Origin of the sequence: Pseudomonas sp. D2002, from assembly GCF_013385735.1 — a bacterium.
In the GTDB taxonomy this organism is placed as follows: Bacteria; Pseudomonadota; Gammaproteobacteria; order Pseudomonadales; family Pseudomonadaceae; genus Aquipseudomonas.
On sequence record NZ_JACAPL010000010.1, the window covers coordinates 181,722 to 196,271 of the forward strand.

14 protein-coding genes are annotated in these 14,550 nt (G+C 61.4%); 7 read left to right on the plus strand and 7 right to left on the minus strand.

The window, feature by feature from the left end:
- Window positions 1-2 precede the first annotated feature (2 nt).
- Together HX783_RS20490 and lnt are read left to right on the plus strand one after the other, a co-directional pair.
- The gene (locus HX783_RS20490; RefSeq protein WP_015373027.1) at window positions 3-842 is read left to right on the plus strand and encodes an HlyC/CorC family transporter; all 840 of its coding nucleotides are present in this window, start codon (window positions 3-5) and stop codon (window positions 840-842) included.
- 186 nt (window positions 843-1,028) lie between these two features.
- Window positions 1,029-2,552 carry an apolipoprotein N-acyltransferase gene (gene lnt / locus HX783_RS20495; RefSeq protein WP_177018110.1) on the plus strand — a complete coding sequence of 508 codons (1,524 nt, stop codon included), beginning with the start codon at window positions 1,029-1,031 and terminating at the stop codon, window positions 2,550-2,552.
- Window positions 2,553-2,706: 154 nt separating this feature from the next.
- Here lnt and HX783_RS20500 read toward each other — a convergent pair whose 3' ends face one another.
- Window positions 2,707-3,468 (minus strand): YdcF family protein, encoded by a 762-nt coding sequence (locus tag HX783_RS20500; protein WP_177018052.1) that lies wholly within the window; start codon window positions 3,466-3,468, stop codon window positions 2,707-2,709.
- Window positions 3,469-3,564: 96 nt separating this feature from the next.
- The gene (locus HX783_RS20505) at window positions 3,565-3,882 is read right to left on the minus strand and encodes a hypothetical protein (protein WP_159960139.1); all 318 of its coding nucleotides are present in this window, start codon (window positions 3,880-3,882) and stop codon (window positions 3,565-3,567) included.
- 262 nt (window positions 3,883-4,144) lie between these two features.
- Between HX783_RS20505 and leuS the strand changes: the two genes are divergently transcribed.
- The 5 genes from leuS (at window position 4,145) to HX783_RS20530 (ending at window position 10,215) form a co-directional block, all read left to right on the plus strand.
- Window positions 4,145-6,751: a leucine--tRNA ligase gene (gene leuS, locus HX783_RS20510; RefSeq protein ID WP_177018053.1), complete on the plus strand. Its 2,607-nt coding sequence runs from the start codon at window positions 4,145-4,147 to the stop codon at window positions 6,749-6,751.
- 88 nt (window positions 6,752-6,839) lie between these two features.
- The gene (lptE, locus tag HX783_RS20515) at window positions 6,840-7,445 is read left to right on the plus strand and encodes an LPS assembly lipoprotein LptE (RefSeq protein ID WP_177018054.1); all 606 of its coding nucleotides are present in this window, start codon (window positions 6,840-6,842) and stop codon (window positions 7,443-7,445) included.
- A gap of 39 nt (window positions 7,446-7,484) precedes the next feature.
- On the plus strand, window positions 7,485-8,522 hold the full coding sequence (holA, locus tag HX783_RS20520) for a DNA polymerase III subunit delta (RefSeq protein ID WP_106579369.1): 1,038 nt from the start codon (window positions 7,485-7,487) through the stop codon (window positions 8,520-8,522).
- A gap of 141 nt (window positions 8,523-8,663) precedes the next feature.
- On the plus strand, window positions 8,664-8,828 hold the full coding sequence (gene arfA / locus HX783_RS20525; protein WP_003176285.1) for an alternative ribosome rescue factor ArfA: 165 nt from the start codon (window positions 8,664-8,666) through the stop codon (window positions 8,826-8,828).
- 61 nt (window positions 8,829-8,889) lie between these two features.
- The gene (locus tag HX783_RS20530; protein ID WP_177018055.1) at window positions 8,890-10,215 is read left to right on the plus strand and encodes a lytic murein transglycosylase; all 1,326 of its coding nucleotides are present in this window, start codon (window positions 8,890-8,892) and stop codon (window positions 10,213-10,215) included.
- 39 nt (window positions 10,216-10,254) lie between these two features.
- On the opposite strand, the gene HX783_RS20535 is transcribed toward HX783_RS20530, so the two are convergent.
- The 5 genes from HX783_RS20535 to HX783_RS20555 all read right to left on the minus strand — a co-directional run bounded on the left by HX783_RS20535 (window position 10,255) and on the right by HX783_RS20555 (window position 14,511).
- Window positions 10,255-11,184 (minus strand): LD-carboxypeptidase, encoded by a 930-nt coding sequence (locus tag HX783_RS20535; RefSeq protein WP_177018056.1) that lies wholly within the window; start codon window positions 11,182-11,184, stop codon window positions 10,255-10,257.
- Between the two features lie 127 nt (window positions 11,185-11,311).
- Complete coding sequence (gene lipA, locus HX783_RS20540; protein WP_057444888.1) at window positions 11,312-12,313, minus strand: lipoyl synthase; 1,002 nt, start codon at window positions 12,311-12,313, stop codon at window positions 11,312-11,314.
- 26 nt (window positions 12,314-12,339) lie between these two features.
- On the minus strand, window positions 12,340-12,987 hold the full coding sequence (gene lipB / locus HX783_RS20545) for a lipoyl(octanoyl) transferase LipB (RefSeq protein ID WP_106579371.1): 648 nt from the start codon (window positions 12,985-12,987) through the stop codon (window positions 12,340-12,342).
- A complete protein-coding gene (locus HX783_RS20550; RefSeq protein WP_017136054.1) occupies window positions 12,987-13,268 on the minus strand; it encodes a DUF493 domain-containing protein in 282 nt (93 codons plus the stop codon). The genes lipB and HX783_RS20550 overlap by 1 nt, the downstream gene beginning before the upstream one ends.
- An 85-nt stretch (window positions 13,269-13,353) precedes the next feature.
- Window positions 13,354-14,511: a D-alanyl-D-alanine carboxypeptidase family protein gene (locus HX783_RS20555; protein WP_159960148.1), complete on the minus strand. Its 1,158-nt coding sequence runs from the start codon at window positions 14,509-14,511 to the stop codon at window positions 13,354-13,356.
- Between the last annotated feature and the right edge of the window lie 39 nt (window positions 14,512-14,550).

A 14,550-nucleotide genomic window follows, 5' to 3' on the forward strand; every position in this document is an offset into this window, starting at 1 on the left:
CTATGAGCGAAGACCGATCGAGCAACGGGCAGAAGTCATGGCTGGGTAAACTGACCCAGGCTTTTGCCCACGAGCCGAAAAACCGCCAGGAGCTGCTTGAGCTGCTGCGCGAGGCCCATCAAAACAAGTTGCTGGACAGCGAAGCGCTGGCCATCGTCGAAGGCGCCATCCAGGTGGCTGACCTGCAAGTTCGGGACATCATGGTCCCGCGTTCGCAGATGATCAGCATCAAGGCGACCCAGACCCCACGGGAATTCCTCCCGGCCGTGATCGACTCGGCGCACTCGCGCTACCCGGTGATCGGTGAAAGCCATGACGACGTCATGGGTGTCCTGCTGGCCAAGGACCTGCTGCCGTTGATCCTCAAGGAGAACGGCGACAACTTCAACATCAAGGACCTGCTGCGCCCGGCCACTTTCGTGCCTGAATCCAAGCGCCTGAATGTGCTGCTGCGCGAATTTCGCGCCAACCACAATCACATGGCCATTGTGATCGACGAATACGGCGGCGTGGCCGGTCTTGTGACCATCGAAGACGTGCTGGAACAGATCGTCGGCGACATCGAAGACGAGCACGACGTCGAAGAAGACAGCTACATCAAGCCGCTGCCCAGCGGTGATTTCCTGGTCAAGGCGCTGACGCCGATCGAGAACTTCAACGAGTTCTTCGACAGCGAATTCTCCGACGATGAGTTCGATACCGTCGGTGGCCTGGTGATGAGCGCGTTCGGGCACCTGCCAAAACGTAACGAAACCACCGAGATTGGCGCGTACCGCTTCCGCATCCTGAATGCCGACAGCCGCCGTATCCACTTGATTCGCCTGACACCTATTGCCCGCTAAGGAAGGGGTGGGTCATCAGCTATTTCCTGTGTCGCGTTGCCCCTTAGAGCGGGCCAGGCAAGGCGCAGGCCGCAGGAAATGGCATTCCCTTTTCAAGGCCTGCAACGCAGCATGGCCCGTTCTAAGGAGCAACCCGAAGGGCCGGGCCTGCTGCGACACAGGAAATAGCTGATGACCCACCCCTACATGCGCCGTTTGATCGCACCCGGCTGGCCCGGTAACTTGCTGGCCGTGGTGGCCGGCGCCATCACCACCCTGGCGCTGGCGCCGTTCGATCTGTGGCCATTTGCACTGGTGGCGGTCGGATTGTTCTATATCGGCCTGCGCGAGCTGACCCCACGCCAGGCCCTGGGCCGTGGCTGGTGTTTCGGATTTGGCCTGTTTGGCGCCGGCACCAGCTGGATCTACTACAGCATCCACCATTTCGGCGGCGCTTCGGTGCTGCTGGCTGGCTTCCTGATGCTGCTGTTTACCGCCGCCATTGCCTGGTTCTTCGCCCTGCCCGCCTGGCTGTGGGCGCGCTGGCTGCGCCGCAATGAAGCGCCATTGGCTGACGCGCTGACGTTTGCTGCGCTGTGGGTCGGCCAAGAGGCATTTCGCGGCTGGTTCCTGACCGGTTTCCCGTGGCTTTATTCCGGCTACAGCCAACTGGACGGCCCACTCACCGGCCTCGCGCCGCTGGGCGGGATGTGGTTGATCTCCTTCGCCCTGGCGCTGACCGCTGCAGTGCTGTGCAACTTGCCGCGCTTGCTGGCGAGTAAGCGCAACGGCTTTATCGGCGCGGGGCTGGTGCTGCTGGTTGCGCCGTGGGCCATCGGCCTGGCACTCAAGCATCACGCCTGGACCTCGCCCTCGGGCGCCCCACTGACGGTGGCGGCGATCCAGGGCAATGTCGAACAAAGCATGAAGTGGGACCCCGAACAGCTCAATGCGCAGCTGGCGCTGTACCGCGACATGAGCTTCAGCTCCAAGCCTGTCGACTTGCTGGTGTGGCCGGAAACGGCCGTGCCGGTGCTCAAGGAATCCGTCGAGGGCTACTTGGGCATGATGGGCAAATTTGCTGCCGACCGGCACACGGCGCTGATCACCGGCGTGCCGATTCGCCAGGAAGTGCACCACCAGAAGCGCTACTTCAATGGCATCACGGTGGTCGGCGAAGGCGAAGGCACTTACCTGAAGCAGAAGCTGGTGCCCTTTGGCGAATACGTGCCGCTGCAAGACATGCTGCGCGGGCTGATTGCGTTCTTCGACTTGCCGATGTCGGACTTCGCCCGCGGCCCTGCCGATCAGGCGATGCTGCAGGCCAAGGGCTATCAGATTGCGCCGTTCATTTGTTATGAAGTGGTGTACCCGGAATTCGCTGCTGGCCTATCGGCCCAGAGCGACTTGCTGCTGACCATCAGCAATGACACCTGGTTCGGCCGCTCCATCGGCCCGCTGCAGCACCTGCAAATGGCACAGATGCGTGCGCTGGAGGCTGGCCGCTGGATGATCCGCGCCACCAACAACGGCGTTACCGGCCTGATCAACCCGTTCGGGCAGATCACCGCGCAGATCCCGCAATTCGAACGCGGGATTCTCTACGGCGAAGTGGTGCCGATGCACAACCTCACGCCCTACCTGCAATGGCGCTCGTGGCCGTTGATCATGGTGTGCCTAGGCTTGTTTGGCTGGGCGTTGCTGGCGGGCCGGATGTCCAAGACGGTCTAACGAACACCATAAACCAATGTGGGAGCTGGCTTGTGTGGGAGCGGGCTTGCTCGCGAAAGCGGTGTATCAGTTAACGAATAAGCTGACTGACACACCGCTTTCGCGAGCAAGCCCGCTCCCACATGAACCGCTTTCCACATTTGAAATTGCGGCGTTATCGGTAAAACACCCGATACCCCACCTGCCCCGCCGCCTCGTTGATCAACTGCCCGCTCTGCCACACCGACTTGACCTCCGGCATCCAGCCGCCCAGTGGCCGGGCATTGTCCACGCCCAAAAAGCCGACCGGCGCTGGCACCACGGTGAACCCCGCCTTTTCAAAGCTCCAGACTGCGCGCGGCATGTGCCAGGCCTGGGTCACCACTACAACGCGCTTGATGCCTTGCGGCAGCAGAATCTCGGCACTCATCTGCGCATTTTCCCAGGTGGTGCGGCTGCGCTCTTCCTTCCAGCGCACGCTGACGCCAAAGTCATCGAGCATCGACACGGCCATCAACTCAGCCTCACTGGGCGGCGTGCCGTAGTGCAATCCACCACTGGTCAACACCGGCAACCCGGACGCCTTGGCCAATCGCGCGGCATAACGCTGACGCTCCAGACCAATGCCGGTGGGCTGATCAGTGCCCCATGCCGGGTCACCGCGTTCACGCCCGGAACCCAGCACCACAATCGCATCGGCGCGCTGGGCCAATGTTGGCCACGCTTCACGGGCCAACGGTGGCTCGGTCTCCAACGCATGCGCGCCCCATTGCACCATCACCGGCAAGCTGATCAGCCACATCCCGCCCAACCCCAAGGCAAAACACAGCCCGGCCAGGCGCGGGCGACTTTTGCGAAACCACCAGGCAACCGCGATCAGCAGCAAAAAAATGCCGGGCGGCAACAACAATTGTTTAATGAAATAACGAAAAGGCATCGGGCATCTCCAAAGATGCCCGAAGCCTAAATGCAACGGGGTTTAGCGACAATCTTTACCAGCCTGTTCAGAGAAGGCTACCGAATAACGCGTGTTTCACTTGTACCGCACGGCCCGGTGTTTTTCGGGACCGCGTCCGGCAGCCACATCCTTCAGCCAGATCACCTTGGCCGAACGCGAGGGCTCCTGGGCAGGCGGGGAAGCCTGCCCCTGAGAGGCGCGGTGGTGATTCAATTCCAGGTAGCACTTGATCAGTTCAAGTTCTGCCTGGCTCAAGCCTCGCAACTCCAGCTCCAGAGGCCGCTCATCACACAATCGGCCTGCAGTTCTTGCGGCATCCAATGCTCGACCCAAACGGTCGATCAGTCCTTCGTACAACTGCGGTTTCGTTAAAGTTCGCTGCGATTCAACCATCCCCTCACCTCATTGAAGATAAGACTCACTCCCCAATAAACAGCGTAGTCCCCGTGGCTGCGCCTGCCTGGCGCCGCGACAGACGGCCCTGCCTGCGCAATCAGGGTTTCCCTCGATAGAGTGGGGTCATGTATGCTACGGCGCTTCCTGTAACTCCACTTCCCGCAGGGTTTGGGCACGGACGCGCCGCTTCTTGGTGTCGATCAACCTGAACGTTGCACCGAAGAGGATTAGGCCACCCCTATTCAGTTCAAAAGTAGCCATGCACGAACACTATCAGCCCCGTGAAATAGAAAATGCCGCCCAAACCTTCTGGGACGAGCAAAAGTCCTTTGAAGTCAGTGAACAGCCAGGCAAGGAGACTTACTACTGCCTATCGATGTTCCCTTACCCCAGCGGCAAGCTACACATGGGGCATGTGCGCAACTACACCATCGGTGACGTGATTTCGCGCTACCAGCGCATGCTCGGCAAGAACGTCCTGCAGCCTATGGGCTGGGACGCCTTCGGCATGCCGGCGGAAAACGCCGCGATGAAAAACAACGTGGCGCCCGCCAAGTGGACCTACGAAAACATCGCCTACATGAAGACCCAGCTGCGCAGCCTGGGCCTGGCGGTGGACTGGTCGCGCGAAGTGACCACCTGCAAGCCGGATTACTACCGCTGGGAACAATGGCTGTTCACTCGCCTGTTCGAAAAAGGTGTGATCTACAAAAAAAGCGGCACCGTGAACTGGGACCCGATCGACCAGACCGTACTGGCCAACGAGCAGGTTATCGACGGTCGCGGCTGGCGTTCCGGCGCGCTGATCGAAAAGCGCGAAATCCCGATGTACTACTTCAAGATCACCGCCTACGCGGATGAACTCTTGTCGAGCCTCGACAACCTGCCGGGCTGGCCTGAACAGGTCAAGACCATGCAGCGCAACTGGATCGGCAAGTCCAAGGGCATGGAAGTGCAGTTCCCGTACAACGTCGATTCCATCGGCGCTGCCGGCGCACTGAAAGTCTTCACCACCCGCCCGGACACCCTGATGGGCGCGACCTATGTCGCCGTGGCCGCCGAACACCCGCTGGCCACCCAGGCCGCACAGAACAACCCGGAGCTGCAGACCTTCATCGCCGAATGCAAAGGCGGCAGCGTGGCCGAAGCCGACGTCGCCACCCAGGAGAAAAAAGGCCTGCCGACCGGCCTGTTCGTCGAGCACCCACTGACGGGCGAGAAATTGCCGGTGTGGGTCGCCAACTACGTGCTGATGCACTACGGCGATGGCGCAGTAATGGCTGTGCCGGCCCACGACGAGCGCGATTTCGAATTCGCCACCAAGTACAACTTGCCGATCAAATCCGTGGTGCGCACCAGCTCCGGCGACACCAACCCGGCCCCGTGGCAAGACGCCTACGGCGAGCACGGTGAGCTGATCAATTCCGGCGAATTCGACGGCCTGGATTTCCAGGGCGCTTTCGACGCCATCGAAGTGGCGCTGATCAAGAAAAACCTCGGTGCCTCGCGCACCCAGTTCCGCCTGCGCGACTGGGGCATCAGCCGCCAGCGCTACTGGGGCTGCCCGATCCCGATCATCCACTGCGAAAGCTGTGGTGACGTGCCGGTGCCGGAAGACCAACTGCCAGTGGTACTGCCGGAAGACGTGGTGCCGGACGGCGCCGGTTCGCCACTGGCGCGCATGCCCGAGTTCTACGAGTGCGCTTGCCCGAAATGCGGCCAGCCTGCCAAGCGTGAAACCGACACCATGGACACCTTCGTCGAGTCCTCGTGGTATTACGCCCGCTACGCCTCGCCACACTATGAAGGCGGCCTGGTAGAAAAATCCGCCGCTGACCACTGGTTGCCGGTGGATCAGTACATCGGCGGCATCGAACACGCCATTCTTCACCTGCTGTACGCGCGCTTCTTCCACAAGCTGATGCGTGACGAAGGCCTGGTGAGCTCGGATGAGCCGTTCAAGAACCTGCTGACCCAGGGCATGGTGATCGCCGAGACTTACTACCGTCGCGAAGCCAATGGCGCCTACACCTGGTTCAACCCGGCGGACGTCGAGCTTGAGCGTGACAGCAAAGCCAAAGTGATCAGCGCCAAGTTGAAATCCGACGGCCTGCCGGTGGAAATCGGCGGCACCGAGAAGATGGCCAAGTCGAAGAACAATGGCGTCGACCCGCAGTCGATGATCGATCAGTTCGGCGCCGACACCTGCCGCCTGTTCATGATGTTCGCCTCGCCGCCTGACATGAGCGCCGAATGGTCCGACTCCGGCGTCGAAGGTTCGCACCGTTTCCTCAAGCGCGTCTGGCGCCTGGCGCACGCCCATATCAGCCAGGGTCTGCCGGGCAAACTGGACGTGGCCGGCTTGAACGACGAGCAGAAAGCCATTCGCCGCAGCACCCACCTGGCCATCCGCCAGGCCAGCCAGGACGTGGGCCAGAACCACAAGTTCAACACCGCCATCGCCCAGGTGATGACGCTGATGAACGTGCTGGAAAAAGCACCGCAAGCCACCGAACAAGACCGCGCACTGGTACAGGAAGGCCTGGAAACGGTCGTTCTGCTGCTGGCGCCGATCACGCCGCACATCAGCCACGACCTGTGGAACCGCTTGGGCCACAGCGGCGCGGTAATCGACGCCGGCTGGCCGGTACAGGATGACAGCGCCCTGGTACAGGACACGTTGCAACTGGTGATTCAGGTCAACGGTAAACTGCGTGGCCAGATCGATATGCCAGCCAGCGCCAGCCGCGAAGACGTCGAGGCGGCCGCCCGCGTCAACGAGAACGTGCTGCGCTTTACCGAAGGCCTGACGATCCGCAAAGTGATCGTGGTGCCCGGCAAACTGGTCAATATCGTCGCTAGCTAATCGGATCGGGCGCAGGGCTTGAGCCCTGCGCCGAACAAAACCTCCAAGGCCTCGATAAGGCCCACATGGTTTCAAGGGGAGCAACAAAATGATCAAACGCAATTTGCTGGTGATGGGCCTTGCTGTGCTGCTGAGCGCTTGCGGCTTCCAGCTGCGCGGCACCGGCACCAATGAACTGTCGCTCAAGGAATTGGACCTCAGCGCCCGCAACGCCTACGGCGACACTGTGACTCAGCTGCGCCAGACCCTGGAAAGCAGCGGCGTGCATGTCTATAACGGCGCGACCTACAAGCTGAACCTGGTCGACGAAAGAGAAACCCAGCGTAACCTCAGCTACGCAAGCGCCGGCCGTGCGTCGGACATCGAACTGAGCACCGAGGTTTTCTTCGAAGTACAAGGCCGCGAACACCTGACATTGATGGGTGACAAGGTCCAGGTACAGAAAGTCGTGAGCCACGACGGTAACAACCTGGTGGGCTCGGACTCGGAAATCATCCAGGTTCGCAAAGAAATGCGCCGCGAAGTGATCCAGCGCTTGATGGTTCGCCTGCAACAGCTGACCCCGGAAAAGCTGCAAGCCCTGCAGCAAACTGCCGACAACAAGGCCAAGGCTGACGCCGACGCCCTGAAAGCTGCGCAAGAGTACGAAGACAACACGCCGAAACAATCGCCTGTTGAAGTTCCAGCTGAGTAAGCCAAACGGGGCGCCCCTGGCGCCCCGTTCGACCCGCCTATGAAACTCGCCCCCGCCCAACTCGCCAAACACCTGCAAGGTGGCCTCGCGCCTGTCTATATCGTCAGCGGTGATGACCCGCTGCTGTGCCAGGAAGCCGCAGACGCTATCCGCAGCGCCGCGCGCCAGCAAGGCTTCGATGAACGCCAGGTGTTCAGCGCCGACGCCAGTTTCGACTGGGGCACGCTGCTGCAAGCCGGCGCGAGCATGTCGCTGTTCGCCGAAAAACGCCTGCTGGAACTGCGCCTGCCTTCGGGCAAGCCCGGCGATAAGGGCGCGGCGGCCTTGATGGAATACTGCTCGCGGCCTGCCGAAGACACGGTATTGCTGATCAGCTTGCCCAAGCTCGACGGCAGCGCGCAGAAAACCAAATGGGGCAAGGCGCTGGTGGAAGGCCCACAGACCCAGTTCATCCAGATCTGGCCAGTGGACAGCAACCAGCTACCACAGTGGATTCGTCAGCGCCTGTCCCAATCCGGTCTGTCGGCGACGCAAGACGCTGTGGAGCTGATCGCTGCCCGGGTCGAAGGCAACCTGCTTGCCGCCGCCCAGGAGATCGAAAAGCTCAAGCTGATGGCCGAAGACGGGCAAATCACCGTCGAGACTGTACAAGGTGCGGTGGCCGACAGTGCTCGCTTTGACGTGTTCGGGCTGGTGGATGCGATTCTTAACGGCGAACCCGCCCATGCCTTGCGTATGCTCGAAGGCTTGCGTGGCGAAGGCGTGGAACCGCCGGTGATTCTTTGGGCCCTGGCCCGTGAGTTGCGGGTATTGGCCAATATTTCCCTGCAGTACAGCCAGGGCACACCGCTGGACAAGTGCTTCAGCCAAGCCCGGCCACCGGTCTGGGACAAGCGCAAACCGCTGATGAGCAAAGCCCTGCAACGGCACTCGGCGCAACGCTGGGCGCAGCTTCTGCTTGAAGCGCAGCGCATTGATGCGCAAATCAAAGGCCAGGCGGCGGGCTCGCCGTGGATGAGCCTGAGTCGTTTGTCACTTTTGATGTCTGGGCAGCGCCTGTCATTGCCGGCTGAATAGCGTCCCTCCCAACACCCCAGCTCCCACATTAATCCTGCCCACTTGATAGAGTGAAACCGCCTACACCGCGCCGGGCTTTACAGCAGCGCCACTTCGGCAGATGATTTGCACCGCTTCATCCCACCTCTAGAGAGTACCGACATGAGCAAAAAGCCATCCAAGCATGGCCCCAACAAGGCCAAATCCATCATCGCCCAGCCACTGTTCCGCAGCCGTCAGGAACGCGCCGGCAAGGGCAAAGGCAGCTACCGCCGCGAAGCCTTCCAGTCTAATAGCTGGGAGGCTTCTTACTTTCTGGCTGCCTGAAGGCAAGCGCCCCTCTGGCATGATAAGGTCTGCACCTGATTTGTAATCCCTGGACCTGTGCATGCCCTCTAGTCTTTCCCGTCGTTGGCACCTTCGCCAATTGATCGCTGCCTCCAGCCTCATTCTGCTTGTCGCCTGCGCGGAAAAACCCACCGCCGCGGACGCGCAACCCCTGCCAAAGCTGCAGACCGTGCCGGCCGTAGCGCCTGCCGTCGTCGCCCCACTGGCCGTGGACAACCTCGATATCCAACCGACCCAGACCTTTGCCGAATGGCAGGCGGGCTTTCGCGTGGAAGCGCTGAAGGCCGGGATTACACCCGCCGTGTTCGATAACGCTTTTGCTGGCGTGACCCCCGATATGGCCGTGATTCGCGCCGACCGCAGCCAACCGGAATTTTCCCGCCCTGTTTGGGAATACCTCGACGGTGCCCTGTCACCGCTGCGCGTGCGCAACGGCCAGGCCTTGCTGATCAAGTACGCCGATATCCTGCAAAGCATCGAGCAACGCTATGGCGTCGACCGCCAGGCGCTGGTGTCGGTCTGGGGCATGGAAAGTAACTTCGGCCAGTTCCAGGGCAATAACTCGGTGATCCGTTCCCTGGCGACCCTGGCTTACGAGGGCCGCCGCCCGGCTTTTGCCCAGGCGCAACTGCTGGCGGCGTTGCAGATCATCCAGCATGGCGATATCCAGGCCGACCAGATGAAAGGTTCGTGGGCCGGCGCGATGGGCCAGACCCAATTCATCCCGACGACCTACAACACCCACGCCGTCGACTTCGACGGTGACGGTCGCCGCGACATCTGGAACAGCCCGGCCGACGCCCTCGCCTCCACGGCGCACTACCTGCAAAGCTCCGGCTGGCAGAAAGGCCAGCCGTGGGGCTTTGAGGTAAACCGGCTACCGGCAAACTTCGACTACGCTCTGGCAGACGGCGGCGTGCGCAAGACCGTTGCCGACTGGTTGAAACTCGGTATCCAACTGCCGCCCGGCGCGAGCATGCCGGCCAATGTCGACCAACTGTCCGCCGCCCTGCTGCTGCCGGCCGGCTACCGTGGCCCGGCGTTCCTGGTACTGGACAACTTCCGCGCGATTCTCAAGTACAACAACTCATCGTCCTACGCACTGGCGGTTGGCCTGCTGTCGGAACGGTTTGCTGGCGGCGGGGTGATTCGTGGTGATTGGCCGAAAGATGAGCTGCCACTGAGTCGCTCTCAGCGCATTGATTTGCAGACCGTGCTCAGCGCCAAGGGATATGACGCGGGCAACGCAGACGGGATTATCGGCGCCAATACGCGTAAAGCCATTCGAGCGGCGCAGCAGTCGCTGGGGTGGCCGGCGGATGGGTACCCGACGGTGAAACTGCTGGAGTCGTTGCAGGGCCGTTAACAGATCGTTCCCACGCTCCGCGTGGGGACGATCTGCCGATCAGCGCAAGACGACATCCTGCTCCAACACCACCCGCTGCTCCCCCGCATCCAACCGCACCCTGGCGCCCATCGGCAGGGTCAGGTTCGGGTCACAATGCCCGCTGCGCCAGCCGGACAGCACCGGAATGCACAACGGCTCGAAAGTCTGCTTGAGCAGCCGCTCCAGCGCTGCGTTATCTACACCCGCCATATCCCCCACCAGCACACCGGCAATGTGCGCGAGCTTGCCCGCCAGGCGCAGGTGCGTCAGCAAGCGGTCTATACGGTAGAGCGGCTCGTTGACATCCTCGATAAACAAAATGATGCCGTCTGCATCGATTTCATAGTCGGTGCCCATCACTGCCGCGATCATCGACAAGTTGCCACCCAGCAAGGGCCCGCAGGCGATGCCAGGTTCAATCGTCGTCAGCGGGTAGGCCACCGGGTGCGCCAGCACGCTGCCAGCACTCAGTTGACCGCGCAGCATGCTGAATAACGACGACTCCGTAGGCTGTTGCTTATCGCCAAGCAAATCGGCATTGAGCATCGGCCCGTGAAAGGTCACGAAGCCTGCGTGACGGGTAATCGCCAGATGCAACGCGGTGATATCGCTGTAACCCACGAGCGGCTTGGGGTTGGCTCGCAGCAAGTTGAAGTCCAGGCTATCGAGCAGGCGGGGTGTGCCGTAGCCGCCGCGCAGGCAGAAGATGGCATCGATCTCGGGGTCGGCGAAGGCGGCGTGCAGGTCGCGAAGGCGCACCGCATCGCTGCCTGCGAGATAGCCATCGCGTTCGTATACACCTGGAAAGATCCGCAGCTCATGGCCACGGGCACGCATCCATTGGCCGGCTTTTTCAACGTCGAGTGTGGCAGGGCCGGCGGGGGCTATCAGGCCGATCACGCCTTCGGGGCGCAAGGCAGGAACAGCGACCGCGAGTTGAGTCATCATCCATGGTTCTCCGTGGTTGGATTACCCAGACACTCTAGCCAGTGATGGTTGCAAACAGAAGAGAGAAACGGAGGGGAATTCTGTAGGAGCTGGCTTACCAGCTCCCACAGTAGAGCGGCGTTGCGGCTTACGAAACCAGGCTGGCCTTGACCAGCTTGGCCTGCTCGTCGGCGTGGTACGAGGAGCGTACCAGCGGGCCGGACGCCACGTTCTTGAAGCCCATCTTGTAGCCTTCCTCGGCAAACCAGGCGAAGGTGTCCGGGTGTACGAAGCGCTGTACCGGCAAGTGGCTGCGCGATGGCTGCAGGTACTGGCCCAGGGTCAGCATGTCGATGTCGTGTTCGCGCATGCGCTTCATGACTTCGATGACTTCTTCGTCGGTTTCGCCCAGGCCCAGCATCAGGCCGGATTTGGTCGGAATATGCGGCATCATCTGCTTGAATTTCTGCAGCAGGGTCAGCGACCACTGGTAGTCCGAACCCGGACGCGCAGCCTTGTACAGGCGCGGTACGGTTTCCAGGTTGTGGTTGAACACATCCGGTGGCTCGGCCGCGGTGATTTCCAGCGCGACGTCCATGCGGCCACGGTAGTCCGGAACCAGCGTCTCGAGCATCACGTTCGGCGACAGCTTGCGGATTTCACGGATGCAATCGGCAAAGTGCTGGGCGCCGCCGTCACGCAGGTCGTCGCGGTCTACCGAGGTGATCACCACGTATTTGAGTTTCAGGTCGGCGATGGCGATGGCCAGGCTTTCCGGCTCGTTGACGTCCAATGGCTTCGGTCGGCCGTGGCCAACGTCGCAGAACGGGCAACGACGGGTGCAGATGTCACCCATGATCATGAAGGTGGCGGTGCCGCCGGAGAAGCACTCGCCCAGGTTCGGGCAGGACGCTTCTTCGCACACGCTGTGCAGCTTGTGTTTGCGCAGCAGGGCCTTGATACGGTCGACTTCCGGCGAAACCGGGATACGCACGCGGATCCAGTCAGGTTTTTTCGGCAGTTCGGTGGTCGGGATGATCTTGACCGGGATGCGTGCAACCTTCTCGGCGCCGCGCAGCTTGACGCCGGCTTCCACCTTGGCACGCGGGGCCGGGGCCGGACGCTCGGTGATGTCCAGCGTCGGGATCATGGTTTGCACTGCATCAGTAGTCATAATCAGTCGATTCCGCCCGTAAGGGTCGTCTGCTCAGCATAGTCGAGGTGTTTGACGAGCTGCGCACGCAGCCGGGCACTTACCTCGGCAAATTTAATCGGTGTGGCGTGGTCGCTCAGCTGGGTCATTGCCAACCCTGCGTAACCGCACGGGTTGATCCGCCCGAAGGGCGCCAGGTCCATGTCCACGTTCAGGGCCAGGCCATGAAAGGAACAACCGTGGCGGATCCGCAAGCCGAGGGAGGCGATTTTCGCGCCGTCCACGTACACACCGGGTGCATCGGGCTTGGCCGCGGCGCTCACGCCGTAACTGGCCAACAGCTCGATCAGGCAAGCCTCCATGCGGCTCACCAGGTCACGTACGCCAAACCCGAGTTTGCGCACGTCCAGCAGCAGATACGCCACCAGCTGACCCGGCCCATGGTAAGTCACTTGACCCCCTCGGTCGACCTGCACCACCGGAATATCCCCCGGCAGCAGCAGATGCTCGGCCTTGCCGGCCTGGCCCTGGGTGAACACTGGCGGGTGTTCCACCAGCCAGATTTCATCCGGGGCCGAGCTGCCGCGTTCATTGGTGAACCGCTGCATGGCGTGCCAGACCGGCTCATAGGCCATCTGGCCGAGCTCGCGAAAGCCCAGGACCTGAGACATCACAGCACCATGTGCACGAAGCCGGTGGCCCGCAGTTCGCTGTTGATGTCGTAGAGCTGGTCTTGACCGGTCGCAACGATGTGCAACTGGATCGTGGTGTATTTACCGTTGGAGCTCAAACGCTCGTCCACCCGGTTGTCGTTGATCGTCGCGTGTTTACGCACGATTTCGAGAATCTTGTCTTTGTTGCCCACACCGGTATCGCTGATCACCTTGACGGGATAGTCCACGTTGGGGAATTCGATCTTTGGCGCCTTTACTTCTACTTCTTTATCGGTCATGGCGTAACGGCCTCGTAAGCGTAAGCCGTGGCGACGGGCAAAGCCCCGCGTCAGGTCGACGCGGGGCTTTGCAGGTGCACACTTATCAGTTGAACAAGCTGTAGAAGAATAGACGGATGCTATCCCACACGCGGCGGAAGATACCACCTTCGTCGACGGCGTCCAGCGCGATCAGGTCGGCGCTGTGCACCACCTTGTCGTCCAGCTTCACTTCGACCTTACCGATCACGTCACCCTTGGCGATTGGCGCAACCAATTGCGGGTTCATGGTCATGCTGGCCGCGAGCTTTTTCAGCTGGCCTTTAGGCATGGTCAGGGTCAGGTCGTCAGCCAGGCCAGCTTTGACTTGGTGAGTAGCGCCTTTCCATACCGGGGCTTGAGCCAGCTCGGCACCCTTCTGGTAGAAGGTCTGGGTTTCGAAGAAACGGAAACCGTAGGTCAGCAGCTTTTGCGTTTCGGCCGCACGGGCCTGCTCGCTGTTAGTACCGAAGACCACCGCAATCAAACGCTGGCCGTCACGTACAGCGGACGACACCATGCAGTAGCCGGCTTCGTCAGTGTGGCCGGTTTTCAGGCCATCAACGGTCTTGTCGCGCCACAGCAGCAGGTTGCGGTTAGGCTGCTTGATGTTGTTCCAGAAGAATTCCTTCTGGGAGTAGATCGCGTAGTGCACCGGGTCGACGCGAATGATCGCGCGAGCCAGCACGGCCATGTCGTGAGCCGACGAGTAGTGCTCCGGGTTCGGCAGGCCGGTCGGGTTCATGAAGTGGCTGTTGGTCATGCCCAGGTCGCCGGCGGTCTTGTTCATCAAGTCGGCGAAGGCGTCTTCACTGCCGGCGATGTGCTCGGACAGGGCCACGCTGGCGTCGTTACCGGACTGGATGATGATGCCGTGCAGCAGGTCGCTCACGGTGACCTGCGAGCCCACCTTGATGAACATCCGCGAACCGCCGGTGCGCCAGGCGTTTTCGCTGACGGTGACCGGGTCGTTTTCGCCGATCTGGCCGCGACGGATTTCCAGGGTCGCGATGTAGGCCGTCATCAGCTTGGTCAAGCTGGCTGGGGGCAGGCGCTGGTCACCGTTGTTCTCGACCAGCACGTTGCCGCTGGCGGCATCCATGAGGACCCAGGCCTTGGCGGCCAGTTGCGGGGAAGCCGGCACCATTTCAACCGCCCAGGCGGCCGGGGTGATGATCAGCGAAAGAAGCAGGCACGTGCGTTTGGCTAAGGTGGTGATGTTCATCCGTCTCTCGAAATTGCTTATGGAAACTTGCCCTCGCGG

Coding starts and splice junctions, on each gene's coding strand:
- HX783_RS20490 (WP_015373027.1), top strand. CDS start 3: ATGAGCGAAGACCGATCGAGCAACGGGCAGAAGTCATGGCTGGGTAAA.
- lnt (WP_177018110.1), top strand. CDS start 1,029: ATGCGCCGTTTGATCGCACCCGGCTGGCCCGGTAACTTGCTGGCCGTG.
- HX783_RS20500 (WP_177018052.1), bottom strand. CDS start 3,468: ATGCCTTTTCGTTATTTCATTAAACAATTGTTGTTGCCGCCCGGCATT.
- HX783_RS20505 (WP_159960139.1), bottom strand. CDS start 3,882: ATGGTTGAATCGCAGCGAACTTTAACGAAACCGCAGTTGTACGAAGGA.
- leuS (WP_177018053.1), top strand. CDS start 4,145: ATGCACGAACACTATCAGCCCCGTGAAATAGAAAATGCCGCCCAAACC.
- lptE (WP_177018054.1), top strand. CDS start 6,840: ATGATCAAACGCAATTTGCTGGTGATGGGCCTTGCTGTGCTGCTGAGC.
- holA (WP_106579369.1), top strand. CDS start 7,485: ATGAAACTCGCCCCCGCCCAACTCGCCAAACACCTGCAAGGTGGCCTC.
- arfA (WP_003176285.1), top strand. CDS start 8,664: ATGAGCAAAAAGCCATCCAAGCATGGCCCCAACAAGGCCAAATCCATC.
- HX783_RS20530 (WP_177018055.1), top strand. CDS start 8,890: ATGCCCTCTAGTCTTTCCCGTCGTTGGCACCTTCGCCAATTGATCGCT.
- HX783_RS20535 (WP_177018056.1), bottom strand. CDS start 11,184: ATGATGACTCAACTCGCGGTCGCTGTTCCTGCCTTGCGCCCCGAAGGC.
- lipA (WP_057444888.1), bottom strand. CDS start 12,313: ATGATCCCGACGCTGGACATCACCGAGCGTCCGGCCCCGGCCCCGCGT.
- lipB (WP_106579371.1), bottom strand. CDS start 12,987: ATGTCTCAGGTCCTGGGCTTTCGCGAGCTCGGCCAGATGGCCTATGAG.
- HX783_RS20550 (WP_017136054.1), bottom strand. CDS start 13,268: ATGACCGATAAAGAAGTAGAAGTAAAGGCGCCAAAGATCGAATTCCCC.
- HX783_RS20555 (WP_159960148.1), bottom strand. CDS start 14,511: ATGAACATCACCACCTTAGCCAAACGCACGTGCCTGCTTCTTTCGCTG.